General features: G+C 73.7%; 14 protein-coding genes. 8 read left to right on the forward strand and 6 right to left on the reverse strand.

The window, feature by feature from the left end; genetic code table 11:
* Positions 1-176 precede the first annotated feature (176 nt).
* On the reverse strand, positions 177-1,190 hold the full coding sequence (locus GA0070614_RS18340) for an NADPH:quinone reductase (protein WP_088977116.1): 1,014 nt from the start codon (positions 1,188-1,190) through the stop codon (positions 177-179).
* 298 nt (positions 1,191-1,488) lie between these two features.
* Here GA0070614_RS18340 and GA0070614_RS18345 point away from each other — a divergent pair, with 298 nt between their 5' ends.
* Complete coding sequence (locus GA0070614_RS18345) at positions 1,489-2,004, forward strand: class I SAM-dependent methyltransferase (protein ID WP_157745036.1); 516 nt, start codon at positions 1,489-1,491, stop codon at positions 2,002-2,004.
* A 27-nt stretch (positions 2,005-2,031) separates the two neighbouring features.
* Here GA0070614_RS18345 and GA0070614_RS18350 read toward each other — a convergent pair whose 3' ends face one another.
* The 3 genes from GA0070614_RS18350 to GA0070614_RS18360 all read right to left on the reverse strand — a co-directional run bounded on the left by GA0070614_RS18350 (position 2,032) and on the right by GA0070614_RS18360 (position 4,411).
* Positions 2,032-2,688, reverse strand: a complete 657-nt coding sequence (locus GA0070614_RS18350; RefSeq protein WP_088977118.1) for an HAD family hydrolase — start codon at positions 2,686-2,688, stop codon at positions 2,032-2,034.
* A 116-nt stretch (positions 2,689-2,804) separates the two neighbouring features.
* Positions 2,805-3,662: an SCO6745 family protein gene (locus tag GA0070614_RS18355; RefSeq protein WP_408630776.1), complete on the reverse strand. Its 858-nt coding sequence runs from the start codon at positions 3,660-3,662 to the stop codon at positions 2,805-2,807.
* 107 nt (positions 3,663-3,769) lie between these two features.
* Positions 3,770-4,411, reverse strand: a complete 642-nt coding sequence (locus tag GA0070614_RS18360) for an FKBP-type peptidyl-prolyl cis-trans isomerase (RefSeq protein WP_088977119.1) — start codon at positions 4,409-4,411, stop codon at positions 3,770-3,772.
* Positions 4,412-4,599: 188 nt separating this feature from the next.
* Here GA0070614_RS18360 and GA0070614_RS18365 point away from each other — a divergent pair, with 188 nt between their 5' ends.
* Positions 4,600-4,992, forward strand: coding sequence for a PPOX class F420-dependent oxidoreductase (locus GA0070614_RS18365; RefSeq protein ID WP_088977120.1), 393 nt, complete (start codon positions 4,600-4,602; stop codon positions 4,990-4,992).
* A 46-nt stretch (positions 4,993-5,038) separates the two neighbouring features.
* Here GA0070614_RS18365 and ku read toward each other — a convergent pair whose 3' ends face one another.
* Positions 5,039-6,055, reverse strand: a complete 1,017-nt coding sequence (ku, locus tag GA0070614_RS18370) for a non-homologous end joining protein Ku (protein WP_088977121.1) — start codon at positions 6,053-6,055, stop codon at positions 5,039-5,041.
* Between the two features lie 84 nt (positions 6,056-6,139).
* Here ku and ligD (GA0070614_RS18375) point away from each other — a divergent pair, with 84 nt between their 5' ends.
* Together ligD (GA0070614_RS18375) and ligD (GA0070614_RS18380) are read left to right on the forward strand one after the other, a co-directional pair.
* Positions 6,140-7,081: a non-homologous end-joining DNA ligase gene (gene ligD / locus GA0070614_RS18375; RefSeq protein WP_088979501.1), complete on the forward strand. Its 942-nt coding sequence runs from the start codon at positions 6,140-6,142 to the stop codon at positions 7,079-7,081.
* Positions 7,071-7,982 (forward strand): non-homologous end-joining DNA ligase, encoded by a 912-nt coding sequence (ligD, locus tag GA0070614_RS18380; RefSeq protein ID WP_088977122.1) that lies wholly within the window; start codon positions 7,071-7,073, stop codon positions 7,980-7,982. Before ligD (GA0070614_RS18375) ends, ligD (GA0070614_RS18380) begins: the two co-directional genes overlap by 11 nt.
* A 6-nt stretch (positions 7,983-7,988) precedes the next feature.
* Here the strand turns inward: ligD (GA0070614_RS18380) and GA0070614_RS18385 are convergent, their stop codons facing one another.
* Positions 7,989-9,119 (reverse strand): hypothetical protein, encoded by a 1,131-nt coding sequence (locus GA0070614_RS18385; RefSeq protein WP_157745037.1) that lies wholly within the window; start codon positions 9,117-9,119, stop codon positions 7,989-7,991.
* A gap of 309 nt (positions 9,120-9,428) precedes the next feature.
* Between GA0070614_RS18385 and GA0070614_RS18390 the strand changes: the two genes are divergently transcribed.
* The 4 genes from GA0070614_RS18390 to GA0070614_RS18405 all read left to right on the forward strand — a co-directional run bounded on the left by GA0070614_RS18390 (position 9,429) and on the right by GA0070614_RS18405 (position 12,793).
* Positions 9,429-10,190: a TIGR03089 family protein gene (locus tag GA0070614_RS18390; RefSeq protein WP_088977124.1), complete on the forward strand. Its 762-nt coding sequence runs from the start codon at positions 9,429-9,431 to the stop codon at positions 10,188-10,190.
* 16 nt (positions 10,191-10,206) lie between these two features.
* Positions 10,207-10,800: a dihydrofolate reductase family protein gene (locus GA0070614_RS18395; RefSeq protein WP_088977125.1), complete on the forward strand. Its 594-nt coding sequence runs from the start codon at positions 10,207-10,209 to the stop codon at positions 10,798-10,800.
* A 120-nt stretch (positions 10,801-10,920) separates the two neighbouring features.
* Positions 10,921-11,598, forward strand: coding sequence for a hypothetical protein (locus GA0070614_RS18400; protein WP_088977126.1), 678 nt, complete (start codon positions 10,921-10,923; stop codon positions 11,596-11,598).
* Positions 11,599-11,830: 232 nt separating this feature from the next.
* Entirely contained in the window at positions 11,831-12,793 is a 963-nt protein-coding gene (locus tag GA0070614_RS18405) for a zinc metalloprotease (RefSeq protein WP_088977127.1), read from the forward strand.
* Positions 12,794-12,797: the final 4 nt, after the last annotated feature.

Genomic DNA, 12,797 nt, shown 5'->3' on the forward strand with positions numbered 1-12,797 from the left:
TTTCGGCGACCCGTCGCCGTATGGGGCAGGGACGTACTCCTGAACATCCCTCCCCAGGGGCGGCCCCGGCGTTCGCACCGCGCCGGGGCCGCCCTTCCTCTGCGGGGCGACCCGCACAGCCATTGTCGCGAAAGCCGTTCGGCTCTGTCCGGACGATTGCGAAATACCCTCGCGAACTACTCCTCGGCGGTGGTGACCAGCACCTTTCCGACCACCGAGTCCTCCACCGCCTGGTGCGCCGCCGCCGTCTCGGCCAGCGGGTAGCGGTGCAGCGGCAGCCCGGCCTCCTCGCCCACCCGTACGCCGCCCTGGGCGACCGCCGCCGCCACGTCGACCAGCGCCTGCGCCTTGGCCGCCTTCGGCTCGGTGTAGACCAGCACGAACTGCCAGCGGGCGTTCGGCACCATCAGCGGCCGGATCGGCAGGGTCACCTCGTCGCCGCCGTCGTCGGCGTACACGCAGACCGCCCCGCCGGAGCGCAGCAGTTGGACGTCGACCGCCGCGTTGCGCGCGGCGGACACCTCGACGACGGTGTGCACCCCGTCGGGCGCGATCTTGCGGACCTCCTCGACCACGTCCTGCCGCCGGTAGTCGACCACGAAGGAGGCTCCGGCCGCCGCCGCGAGCTGCGCCTTCTCCGGGCTGCTCACGGTCGCCACGACGCAGGCGTCCGCCCAGCGGGCGAGTTGGATCGCCGCGTTGCCGACCGCGCCCGCGCCGCCCTGCACCAGCACCACGTGGTCGCTGAGCGCGCCCGGGTGCAGCCGCTCCGGCATGTACTCGCCGGCGGTGAGGCAGCGGTGCGCGGTCAGGAACGGGATGCCCAGGCACGCGCCCAGGTCGAAGGAGGCGTCACCGAGCGGCACCGCCTGCCGTACCGGGACCACCGTGTACTCGGCGGCGGTGCCCCAGGGGCGCTGCCAGGCGGCCTCCCAGAGCCACACCCGTTCGCCGACCAGGTCCGCGTCGACGCCGCCGCCGACCGCCTCGACCACCCCGGCGCCGTCCTGGCCGGGCGTCTGCCAGCCCTCCGGCAGCGGCCACTGCCGCCGCGCCTTCCAGTCGGTCGGGTTGACCCCGGAGACGGCCAGCCGGACCAGCACCTCACCGGGTCCGGGCTCCGGCACCGGCCGGTCCACCAGCCGGAGCACCGAGGGGTCGCCCGTGCGCTCGTACACGATCGCCTTCATCGCCGTCTCCTCACGCTCGGACCGCAGCCCTACCCGGACCGCACGTGATCATTCCGATCCGGCCCGCCCCGCAAACCGTATAACCCGGTAGTCGGCGACAGGGGAGTGATCATGCGGGACATACCGGTGCCGGTGGCGCCGAGGCCGTCCGGCGCGGAGCGATCCGGGGACGACCGTTCGGCGGACGATGCGGAACCGGCCTCACCACGGCCGGCGGCGGACGATCCGGGGCGGCCCTTCCTACCCCGCTCCAGCCGCAGCCGGCACATCTGACGCAGGTGGCCGCTACGGTCACCGCATGGCGGCCATTCCTGTACGACTGACCTGGGCGGTGGATCGACTCGCCCCCCACCCCGGCCACCGGGTGCTGGAGGTGGGCTGCGGGCGGGGCGTCGCCGCCGAGCTGATCTGCCGGGCGCTCACCGACGGCACGCTGCTGGCCGTCGACCGCTCGACCGGCGCGGTCCGGGCCGCCGAGGCGCGCAACGCGGCGGCCGTCGCGGCCGGCCGGGCCGCGTTCCGGGTCGCCGAGCTGGCCGCCCTCGACCCCGCCGACGGCCCGTTCGACCGGATCCTCGCCGTCGACGTCAACCTGTTCTGGGTCGGCCCGCCCGGCGTCGAGTACGCGCTGCTGCCCCGGCTGCTCGCTCCCGGCGGCGAGCTGCACCTGTGCTGGCAGCCCCCCGACCCCGGCCGGCTGACCACCATCGTCGACCGGGTGGCCGCGCGGCTGCGGGAGACCGGCTGGACCGTCGAGCCGGCCGTCCGACCCGACGGCCCGTTCTGCGCGGTGACCGCCCGCCGTCCCGGCTGACCCCGGGCGGCCGGGCGTCGCGTCGGATCAGTCGAGCCGCGCCACGACCTCCGGGGTGAGGGCGTCCACCGAGGCCAGCGTCACGGCGGCGAGCGCCGCCGCGTCCGGGTCCAGCGGGTACGACCCGTGCGGCACCGCGACCACCCGCATGCCGGCGGCGGCCGCGGAGCGTACCCCGTTGGAGGAGTCCTCGATCGCGACGCAGCGGGTCGGGTCGACGCCGAGCCGCTCGGCCACGGCGAGCCAGACGTCCGGTGCGGGCTTGCCCCGGGCGGTCTCCTCGGTGGAGAGGGTGACCCGGAACGCGGCGGCCAGGTCCGTCGCGGCCAGCGCCGCCGCGATCAGCCGGGTCGGCGACGAGCTGGCCAGCCCCAGCGGCCACCGCGCGGCCATCCGGCGCACGACCGCGTCCGCGCCGTCGATCAGCGGTACGCGCCGCGCGTAACGCCGGGTCATCTCCTCGACCACCTCGGCGGCGACCTGCCCGGCGGTACGGTCGACACCCAGCTCGCCGCTGAGGTAGGCGGCCCACTCGCCGGTGCTCATCCCCATCAGCCGGCGCTGGGTGTCCGGCTGCCAGGTGCCACCGTGCGCGGCCACGTACGCCCGCCGGACCTCCTCCCAGACCGGCTCCGAGTCCACGATCACGCCGTCCAGGTCGAAGATCACCGCGTCCACCGTCACCCGTCCATCCTGCCCGACGCCGGCCGCCGTCCCCGCCCCGCCGCGCGTCCCGCCGTGGCCGTATCGGGGGCGTGAACCTGGTGATGACCGCGACCGGCCCGGCGTGGTACCCGGTGTCAGGAGCGCAGGGCGGGCAGCCCGATCGGGCTGTCCTCCGGGATGACGGTGTGGCAGGCGCGGGCCATCGGTTCGAGCAGCTCCCGCAGGCGCTCGACGCGCTCCGCGCCGAGGGTCACCCAGGGGCGGGCGGCGGCACGGTCGGTGGCGTCCTCGATCGCCCGGAAGTCGGCCCGGCCGACGTCGGTCGGCTCGCCGTCGGCGTCGAGCCAGCCCCGCTCGGCCAGCCGACCCCGGGCCGCCTGCCACTGCTCCTCCGACCAGCCCCGGCCGAGCAGGTTCTGCAGGGGCATGTCCACCGCGACCCGCCAGGCCAGCGTCTCGACCGGATCGAGACCGGCGGCGACCAGCGCGGCGATGTGCCCGTCACCGCGGGACTCGCGCAGCGTGGTGGCGGCCTGCCAGAGCCGGGCCAGCGGGTACTCGCCGCGGGGCAGGGCGGCGTTGACCGCGCCGAGCACCCGGCCGGCGGTGTCCAGGCCGCCGGCCGCCTCCTCCAGCAGGTCGGCCGCCTCGACCAGGTGCGACTCGGGCAGCTCGTAGGTCAGCTCGGCCAGCGCCTGCACGGCGCCGGTGAGCCGGGCCCGCAGCGCCTCCTGCGGGGTGGCCAGCTTCCAGACGGCGGGCAGCGCCCGGGACACCATGTGCGGGGCGAAGGTGAAGAACGCCGCGATCACCGGGGCGGCGTCGGTGGGCCCGAGCGGGGCGGCCCGGCCGGCGAAGTATCCCCGCCAGTAGCCGCGCAACCCGACCGCCTCGTACGCGGCGCGGGCCCGGGGATGGAAGTAGGTGACCGCGTGCAGGGGTTCGACGTGCGTCCACATCAGCCGGGCCGTCCGCCCGGGATCGTTGAGCACCGGCACGTGCACCTCCGCGTGGTGAGGGGTCACCGTGCGGCGGCGAACCGCCCACGGTGACCCCGAACCTACTGCGCGTGTACGACGGCCGGGAAGAGCAGTGTGGCCTACTGCACCGCGAGGACGTCGACGACGAAGCGCAGCGGGCCGGCCGGCGCGCCCGGGCGCTGCGGCTTCTCGCCGTACGCCAGGTCGGCCGGGATGTCCAGCTGCACCCGGCTGCCGACGGTCTGGCCCTGCATGCCCTGGTCCCAACCGGGGATGACGTTGCCCTGGCCGAGCACGAACGAGAACGGCTCCGAGCGCTTCCAGGACGCGTCGAACTCCTCGCCGGTCCGGTACGACACGCCGACGTAGTTCACCGTGATCTGCTGGCCGGCCTGCGCCGCCGGGCCCTTGCCGCGGATCAGCGGGGTGGCCTTCAGGCCGGTCAGGTCGCCCTCGCCCTTGCCGGCCGCCGGCTTGGTGCAGAGCGCCTGGTCGGCGCCCTCGGGCAGGGTCGGGAAGCCGCCCGGGCAGCCGGCCGGCGAGGCGGCCTGCTTCGGGGCGTCCTCGTCGCCGCCCCGGGTCACCACGAACACCCCGACGATCACGGCGATGACGACCAGTCCGGTGAGCGCGCCCAGCCACGCCTGGCGGCGCTTCTTCGCCTCGGCGGCCTTCTGCGCGGCCAACTGGGCGGCCAGCCGCCGTTGCGCCTTCGTCTCCGGGCCCTGGCCCGCCGACCGGTTCTCCGTACGCTCGCTCACGTCCTCGACTCCCTGCTGGTGTGGGTGACCGGCCCGGCGACCCGGTGCCGTGGCCAGCGCACACGGTACCTGGATCGATGCCGTCGGTGCCCCGTCGCCCGCCCGGTCCGCCACCGGCCGTCCCCGGGCGGCCCCCGTCGTCCGGTTCGTCCCGGTGCGAAAGACCCGGCGACGGTAGATTTCGGACCATGGCGATCCTCACCGACGAAGACCTGGCCCTGCTCTCCGAGCCGCAGTTGGCCCACGTGGCGACCATCGAGGCCGACGGCACCCCGCACGTCACCCCGGTCTGGGTGGACACCGACGGGGAGCACATCGTGTTCAACACCGCCAAGGGGCGGCAGAAGTACGTCAACATCCAGCGCAACCCGGTGGTCGCGGTGTCCGTGGTGGACAAGGCGGACGACTTCCGGACCCTGTGGGTGAAGGGCACCGCCGAGTTCGTCACCGACGGTGCGGACGAGCACATCGACCGGATGGCGAAGAAGTACCTCGGGCAGGACACCTACCCGTTCCGGCAGCCCGGCGAGGAGCGGGTGATCGTCCGGATCACCCCGACCGGCAAGCTCGGCCGGGGCTGACGCCCGCGCCGCCTGACGGTGCCGGGGGTGGTTCGCCCCGGCGCCGTCAGGCGGTCTTGCGCGGCGCGGCCTTCTTCTCGGCGGCCTTCTTCGCCGGGGCCTTGGCCGCCTTCTTCTCCGCCGTCTTCTTGGCGGCCGTCTTCTTCGCCGGCTCCGCCTTCTTCGCGGTCTTCTTCGCCGGGGCCTTCTTCGCCGGCGCCTTCGCGGCCTTCTTCGCCGCCTTCTGCGCCGAGCGCGCCGCCGAGATCGGGGTCGGCTCGCCCGCACCGCCGGACGGCTCCTCGCCCCGGGCGGCCCGGGCCCGCTCCACCGACGCCTTCAGCGCGGCCATCAGGTCCACCGCGGCGGCCGGAGCGGCCTCTTCCTCCTCCGGCTGCACCACCTCGCGCCCCTCGACCTTGGCGTCGATCACCTCCTGCAACGCCGCCCGGTAGTCGTCGGTGAAGGCGTCCGGCTGGAACTCGCCGGCCATCGAGTCGATCAGGGAGGAGGCCATCGCCAGCTCCGGGGGGCGGACCTTGAGGTCCTCGTCGAGGAAGCCGAAGTCCGGGGTACGCACCTCGTCCGGCCAGAGCATCGTGTTGAGCAGCAGCACGCCCTCGCGGACCCGTAGGGTGGCCAACTGCTCCCGCTGGCGCAGCGCCACCTTGACGATCGCCACCCGCTCCGAGTCGGCCAGCGCGTCGCGCAGCAGCACGTACGGCTTGGTGGCCGCGCCCTCCGGCTCCAGGAAGTACGCCTTGTTGTAGAGGATCGGGTCGACCTGCTCCGCCGGGACGAACTCCAGCACGTCGATCGCGTGCGAGGTGGTCAGCGGCAGGTCGGCGAAGTCCTCGTCGGTCAGGATCACCATCTCGCCGCCGCCCAGGTCGTACCCCTTGGCGATGTCGTCGTAGGTGACCTCCTGGCCGCAGACCTGGCAGGTCCGCTTGTAGCGGATCCGGCCGCCGTCCTCCCGGTGCACCTGGTGGAAACGGATGTCCTTCTCCTCGGTGGCCGAGTAGAGCTTCACCCCGATGGAGACCAGCCCGAAGGACACCGCCCCCTTCCAGATGGCGCGCATGCCGTACTCCTCTCCCCGATCTGACCAGGATCGCAAACGATCGAAGCGCACGCACGCGCTTCCGTGCGCAACTACAGTCAGGACGTGCCCGGCGCGCCGCTGAAGCCGATGCTCGCGATGACCGGGCAGCTCCCGGTGGGTGACGGCTGGGCGTACGAGTTCAAGTGGGACGGGGTCCGGGCGCTCGCCGACATCACCGGCGGCCGGCAGCACCTGTACGCCCGCAGCGGCGTGGAGATCACCGTCGCGTACCCCGAGCTGATCACCCTGGCCGAGCAGGTCGACGACGCGCTGCTCGACGGCGAGGTGGTGCTCTTCAACGCCACCGGCCAGCCGTCGTTCACCGCCCTGGCGGAACGGATGCACGTGCGGGACCGGGCGAAGGCGGCCCGGCTGGCGGCCGGCGTGCCGGTCACGTACATGATCTTCGACCTGCTCCGGCTGCGCGGCGAGGACCTCACCGGGTGGCCGTACCACCGGCGGCGGGCCGCCCTCGACGGCCTGGGCCTGGGCGCGGCCCGGTGGGCGGTGCCGCCCTCCTTCGCCGACGGCGCGGCGACCTACGAGGCGGCCGGCGAACACGGCCTGGAGGGGGTGATGGCCAAGCGCGTCGACTCCGTCTACCGGCCCGGGGTGCGCTCGCCCGACTGGGTGAAGGTCAAGCTGGAGGTGACCGGCGACTTCGTGGTCGGCGGCTGGCGGCCCGGCGCCCGCAAGATCGGCGGGCTGCTGGTCGGGGTGCCCGGCCCGGACGGCCGGCTCACCTACCGGGGCCGGGTCGGCGGTGGCATCGGCGCGGCGATCGAACGGGAGCTGCTGCGGGAGCTGGAGCCGCTGCGCACCGGCGCGTCGCCGTTCGCCGGGGACGTGCCGCGCGAGGATGCCCGGGGCGCGATCTGGGTAACCCCTCAGGTCGTGGTGGAGGTCAAGTACGGCCAGCGCACCCCGGACGGGCGGCTGCGGTTCCCCCGGGTGCTGCGGCTACGGCCGGACAAGCCGCCGGAGGAGGTCGACGATGCCGGGTGAGCGGCTGCGCGTCGAGGTCGAGGGACGCCCGCTGGAGCTGTCCAACCTGGACAAGGTGCTCTACCCGGAGGCCGGGTTCACCAAGGGCGAGGTGATCGACTACTACACCCGGATCGCCCCGGTGCTGCTGCCGCACCTGACCGACCGGGCGCTGACCCGGATCCGCTTCCCCAACGGGGTCACCGGCGGATCGTTCTTCGAGAAGAACGCCCCGGCCGCCACCCCCGGGTGGGTACGCACCGAGACGCTGCCCGCCCCCGGCTCCAGCAAGGGCCGGGAGACCATCGACTACGTGGTCGCCGACGACCTGCCCACCCTGGTCTGGCTGGCCAACCTCGCCGCCCTGGAGCTGCACACGCCGCAGTGGAAGGTCGGCGAGCACCCGGACATGATGGTCGTCGACCTGGACCCGGGCGCCCCGGCCACGCTGCGGCAGTGCTGCCAGGTGGCGCTGCTGATGCGCGACCGGCTCGCGGACGACGGGATCGAGTCCTACCCGAAGACCTCCGGCAAGAAGGGCATGCAGCTCTGCTGCCCGATCGCCGGCACGCAGTCCTCCGACGACGTGTCCGCCTACGCCAAACGGATCGCGCAGGAGTTGGAGAAGGCGCACCCCAAGCTGATCGTGTCGAAGATGGCGAAGAACCTGCGGCCGGGGAAGGTCTTCATCGACTGGAGTCAGAACAACGCGGCGAAGACGACGGTCGCGCCGTACTCACTGCGCGCCCAGTCGGTGCCGTCGGTGTCGACCCCGCTGACCTGGGCCGAGGTCGAGGCCGGGGCGGCGGGCAAGCGCCCGTCGACCAAGCCGTACACCGCGACCGAGGTGCTCAGGCGGGTGGCGAAGCAGGGGGACCTGCTGGCCCCCCTGCTCGACGGCGGCCCGGAGCTGCCCGCCTGAGGCCCGTCAGGCGTACGGCCAGGTGGTGTACGAGATGCGCGCGTTCAGGTTGGCCGGCACGCCGAGCCAGGCGTAGCAGTTGACCTGGACCACCGTGTCCGCCCCGGAACGACCCCAACCCGCCAGCACGCAGTGCCCCCGGATCGGCTGGCTGTCGAAGTGCGGGGCGTGCGCGTTGACGAAGGCGGTGCCGTACGTGGCCGCGGTGTTCCGGAAGGTCATCTGGTAGCGGCCAGTGCCGAGCAGGTCACCCCGGGCCCCGCCGTAGTCGCCCAGCGTCGAGTTGTACTTGTCACCGCTGATCACCCCGTCGCGGACGTTCTCCCCGTAGAGGGTGCCGCTGGCGAAGCGCGGGCCGGCCGAGTGGCCGAGCAGGTCCACCCGGGTGCCGTAGGTGACCGCGAACCGGGCGTCGACCGGGATGCCGGCCGCGTTGGCGCAGCGCACCTGCCAGTGGTCCGGCCAGGCGATCTGGCAGTTCACCGCGCTGGTGCCGAGCGCGGTGACGTGGGTCAACGGGAAGTACGCGGTGCCGGGCGGATCCGGGTTCGGGTTCACCCGGAACTGGTAGCGGCCCGTCTCCAGGCGCTCGTACCGGATCGCCCCGCCCGTGGAGTCGTACCCGTAGCCGGCCGGCAGGGTGCGCAGTCCGGTCGGCACCGCCTGGTCGGTGACGAACCACGCCAGCCGGCCCTGGTGGATCTGCCGGCGGTTGGTGAAGGTCGCCACGAACCGGCTGTCGACCGGCGCGCCGGTGGCGGCGAAGCAGCGCACCTGGATCAGCAGGTCGTCGCCCCCGAGGAGGGCCCGGTACCAGCCGGCGACCGTGCAGTGCACCGGCCCGCCGCCGTACGCCACCACGTGCGCGACGCCGGTGCGCGCCGGGGCCTGTTCCAGCACCACCGTGTACGCGCCGGTGCCGGTGCGCCGGATCAGCACGCCGCCGTCGGTGTTGGTGGCGGTGTATCCCCAGCTCGGTCGGTACTCGGTGGTGGTCGGGGAGTGTGCCCAGACGGTGGCGGTGACCGTCGGGTCGAGGCCGGGCAGCGGCTCGGCGCGGGCAGGTGCCGCCCCGGCCGTCACCCCGACCAGCAAGGCGGTCAACGCGGTCACCACTCGGCGTGCTCGTGTGCGCATGGCGGCGGCCCTCCGTCCGGGGACGTGTCGCGGATGGTCGGGCGGCGGCCGTCCGGCCACCGCCCGTGCCGTGAGTCTGCCAACGCCTGTCAATGCCCTCGTTCGACGACGGCCCGACGACGGCTGCCTGGCCGGCGTCAGGCCGCCGGCCAGGTCGTGTACGACACCCGCGCGTTGATGTTCGCCGGCACGCCCCCGTACGCGTAGCGGGGTGTGGGTGAGGTGGGGGTGGGGGGAGGGGTGGCGCGTCGGGGGGTGGGGGTGGGGTGGGGGTGGCTAGGGTGGGGGCAGCCTGTTGAGGAGTCCGCGATGAACGTGACCGGGGCGCCGGTGTCGACGGTGGCCGGGGATCGGCCCGCCGGGACGGACCTGCCGCTGCTCACCTACCTCGACGACGCGACCGGGGACCGGGTCGACCTGACCGCCGGCCAACTCGGCGGGTGGGCGGCCCGCTGCGCCGGCCTGCTGCGCGACGGCTGCGGACTGGCCCCCGGCAGCCGCGTCGCGGTGCTGCTGCCGCCGCACTGGCGTACCGCTGCGGTGCTGCTCGGCGCCTGGTCGGTCGGGATGGCGGTGTCGTTCCGGCCCCGCGCCACGGCCGGGCTGCCGGTGCTCGAACCGGGCGGCGACCGGCCGTACGACGCGGTGTTCGTGACCCCGCAGCGGCGCGACGACTGGCTGGAGGACGTACCCGAGGGCGTGCACCGCTACCTCGTCGGCACCGAACCCGGTCCGCTGAGCGACGTGCCGGTCGGCTGGCTCGACTGGTCCACCGAGGTGCTCCGGCACACCGACACCCCACCCGACCACGCCGCCGTCCGTCCCGGGCAGCCGGCCACCCCCGACGGCACCAGCTACGACGAGTGGGGCCGGCTCGCCCGCTCCGTCGCCGACCAGTTCGACCTGCGCGCCGGCGACCGGCTGCTGGTCGACGCGGACCGACACGAGCAGCCGGTGCAGTGGCTGCTCGCGCCGCTGGCCGTCGGGGCGTCGGTGGTCGTCTGCGCCAACCTCGACCGGTCACGCCTCGACGAGCGCATCGCCGTCGACCGGATCACCCGGGTCCGCTGAGAGGGAGAGAGAGCCGATGTCCGGTGTCTTCACCGAGGCGAGCATGTCCCTGGACGGCTACATCGCCGGCCCCGGGGAGAGCGGCTTCGACCTGCTCTTCCGGTGGTACGGCAACGGCGACGTCGTCAGACCCACCGCCCAGCCGGACCGGACCTTCCGCACCTCGGCGGCGAGCGCCCGGCACCTGCGCACCCTCGACGACACCGGGGCGCTGGTCGTCGGCCGGCGGCTCTTCGACCTGACCGACGGGTGGGGTGGCATGCACCCGATCGGTCGGCCGGTCGTGGTCGTCACCCATCACGTGCCGGACGGGTGGCCGCGGCAGGGCAGGTGGTTCACCTTCGTCACCGACGGGGTCGAGAGCGCCGTCGCGCAGGCCCGGGAGCTGGCCGGTGACCGGTGGGTGGGGGTCAACGGCGGCAGCATCTCCCGGCAGTGCCTCGACCTCGGGCTGCTGGACGAGATCCGGGTCAACCTGGTGCCGGTGCTGCTCGGCGGCGGGGTTCCGTTCTTCGACCGGCTCGCGAAGGCGCCGGTCGAGCTGACCGGGCCGACGGTGATCGAGGGGGACGAGGTCACCCACCTCTACTACCGGGTCCGCCAGCCGTAGCCGTACCCACCGCGTCGTACACCGTAGGGGGTCCCCTGAGGACGGCGGCCGGCCTCAGGGTCGTACGACGCGGGTTTTCTCCGGTGGTCGGCGCGGTCGTGCGGTGACAGCGTTGCCGGCATGGCATCCCGACCCGTACGCCGCTGGCGGCAGCTCACGGTCTGGCTGCACGTCGTCACCTCGGTGGGGTGGATGGCGCAGGCCCTGGCGATCTTCGTGCTGCTGGTCACCAGCCTGACCACGGAGAGCCGCGAGGTGGCCGTGAGCGCCACCTCGATGGCGCAGGTGCTCGACGGCAGGCTGCTCGCCCCGCTCGCCAACGCCTCGGCGTTCACCGGTTTCATGCTCGCCGCCGCGACTCCGTGGGGGTTCGTCCGGCACCGGTGGGTGCTGGTGAAGTTCGCGATCACGCTGGTCCAGCTCCACCTGGGCATCTTCGTCCTCGGCGAGGCGCTGGCGGAGAGCGCCGAGGCGGCGGCCACCGGCGGCGTCGGGCCGGCCGTACCGCTGGCTGTCGGCTCGGCGCTGATGGCCGGCGCGATCGCCTTCCAGGCGTGGGTGTCGGTGGCCAAGCCCTGGTCGACGACCCGCTGGATGCCGGCGGACCGGCGGCGGGTCTCCGCCGAGACGGCACCCCGCGGGGTGTTCGTGGCCACCGTCGCCGGGGTCGTCGCGGACCTCGCCGTCGCCGGGGTGCTCGGCCATCCGGCTCCGCTGGTCTCGCTGACGATCCTGGCCACCTGGCTGGTGCTGCGCCGCCGTCGGGCGGCGGTGGTGGCCGCCGGCGCGACCGCCTGACCGCACCGCGCCGCCGCCCGTCCCCGCCCGTCCCCAGCGGCTGCCGAGCGGCCTGAGAAATCCATCAACAGCGCTGCTCAGCCCCCTGTCGTTACATCGTCTCCGGCCCGGTCCTCAGGGCTGTCGCCGACGCCGCCGACGTGGTCTTATACCGGGACGGCGACGTCATTGACCTGGTCATGGCAACCCCGCGTCGCCCCGCACCGCTCTCCATCCCCCGAAAGGTGCACCGATGCACAGAAAATCGGCCTTCCGACTGGCAGTCCTCACCGCCACCGCTGCCACGTTCCTGACGTCCGGCGGCGCGTACGGCGCGGTGGCCGCCCCCGCGCCCGCCCCCGCCTCCCCGGCCGTCGAGGCGTGCGAGACGGATGAGCACGGGCACAGCGTCGCCCGGGTCGCCGAGGGCGCCACCGCCAAGGAGCCGGAGCTCTACTCCAAGAACGAGGCCAACGCCTACGGCGTGATCAAGGACTCCCCGCGCCTGGCCAACGGCAGCGTCACCGTGCCGACGGTCTTCCACATGATCTCGGACCACCCGCTCAGCGCCGCCGAGACCACCCGGTTCAACACCATGATCGCCGCGCAGATGGAGGTCCTCAACGACTCCTTCGCCGGCCGCACCGCGGCCGACGCCGCCGACACGCCGTTCCGGTTCGACCTCGTCGACACCACGTGGACGGTGAACAGCGACTGGTACACCGTCGTCCCGGGCAAGAACGAGCGGGACATGAAGAAGGCGCTGTACACCGGCGACTCCACCACCCTGAACGTGTACGCGGCCAACATCGGCGGCGGGCTCCTCGGCTGGGCGTACTTCCCGAAGGGCTACAACAACGGCCGCGACTACATCGACGGCGTGGTGCTGCTCGACGAGTCGATGCCGGGCGGCACCGCCGGCAAGTACGCCCTCGGTGACACCCTGACGCACGAGGTCGGGCACTGGCTGATGCTGGAGCACACCTTCGCGCACGGCTGCTCCGCCTCCGGCGACTTCGTCGCGGACACCCCGCGCGAGGCCGCGCCGCAGTTCAACTGCCCGGTCGGCGCGGACAGCTGCACCGCGCCCGGCCTGGACCCGATCCACAACTTCATGGACTACACGCAGGACTCCTGCATGAACATGTTCACCGACGGTCAGGCGGACCGGATGAGCGACGCGTGGGTCGCCTTCCGGGCCGGCGGCAACGGCTGACGAA

The organism is Micromonospora coxensis (assembly GCF_900090295.1).
In the GTDB taxonomy this organism is placed as follows: domain Bacteria; phylum Actinomycetota; class Actinomycetes; order Mycobacteriales; family Micromonosporaceae; genus Micromonospora; species Micromonospora coxensis.

Coding starts and splice junctions, on each gene's coding strand:
- ligD (WP_088977122.1), top strand. CDS start 7,071: ATGCCGGGTGAGCGGCTGCGCGTCGAGGTCGAGGGACGCCCGCTGGAG.
- GA0070614_RS18405 (WP_088977127.1), top strand. CDS start 11,831: ATGCACAGAAAATCGGCCTTCCGACTGGCAGTCCTCACCGCCACCGCT.
- GA0070614_RS18385 (WP_157745037.1), bottom strand. CDS start 9,119: ATGCGCACACGAGCACGCCGAGTGGTGACCGCGTTGACCGCCTTGCTG.
- GA0070614_RS18390 (WP_088977124.1), top strand. CDS start 9,429: ATGAACGTGACCGGGGCGCCGGTGTCGACGGTGGCCGGGGATCGGCCC.
- GA0070614_RS18365 (WP_088977120.1), top strand. CDS start 4,600: ATGGCGATCCTCACCGACGAAGACCTGGCCCTGCTCTCCGAGCCGCAG.
- GA0070614_RS18345 (WP_157745036.1), top strand. CDS start 1,489: ATGGCGGCCATTCCTGTACGACTGACCTGGGCGGTGGATCGACTCGCC.
- GA0070614_RS18340 (WP_088977116.1), bottom strand. CDS start 1,190: ATGAAGGCGATCGTGTACGAGCGCACGGGCGACCCCTCGGTGCTCCGG.
- GA0070614_RS18395 (WP_088977125.1), top strand. CDS start 10,207: ATGTCCGGTGTCTTCACCGAGGCGAGCATGTCCCTGGACGGCTACATC.
- ku (WP_088977121.1), bottom strand. CDS start 6,055: ATGCGCGCCATCTGGAAGGGGGCGGTGTCCTTCGGGCTGGTCTCCATC.
- GA0070614_RS18400 (WP_088977126.1), top strand. CDS start 10,921: ATGGCATCCCGACCCGTACGCCGCTGGCGGCAGCTCACGGTCTGGCTG.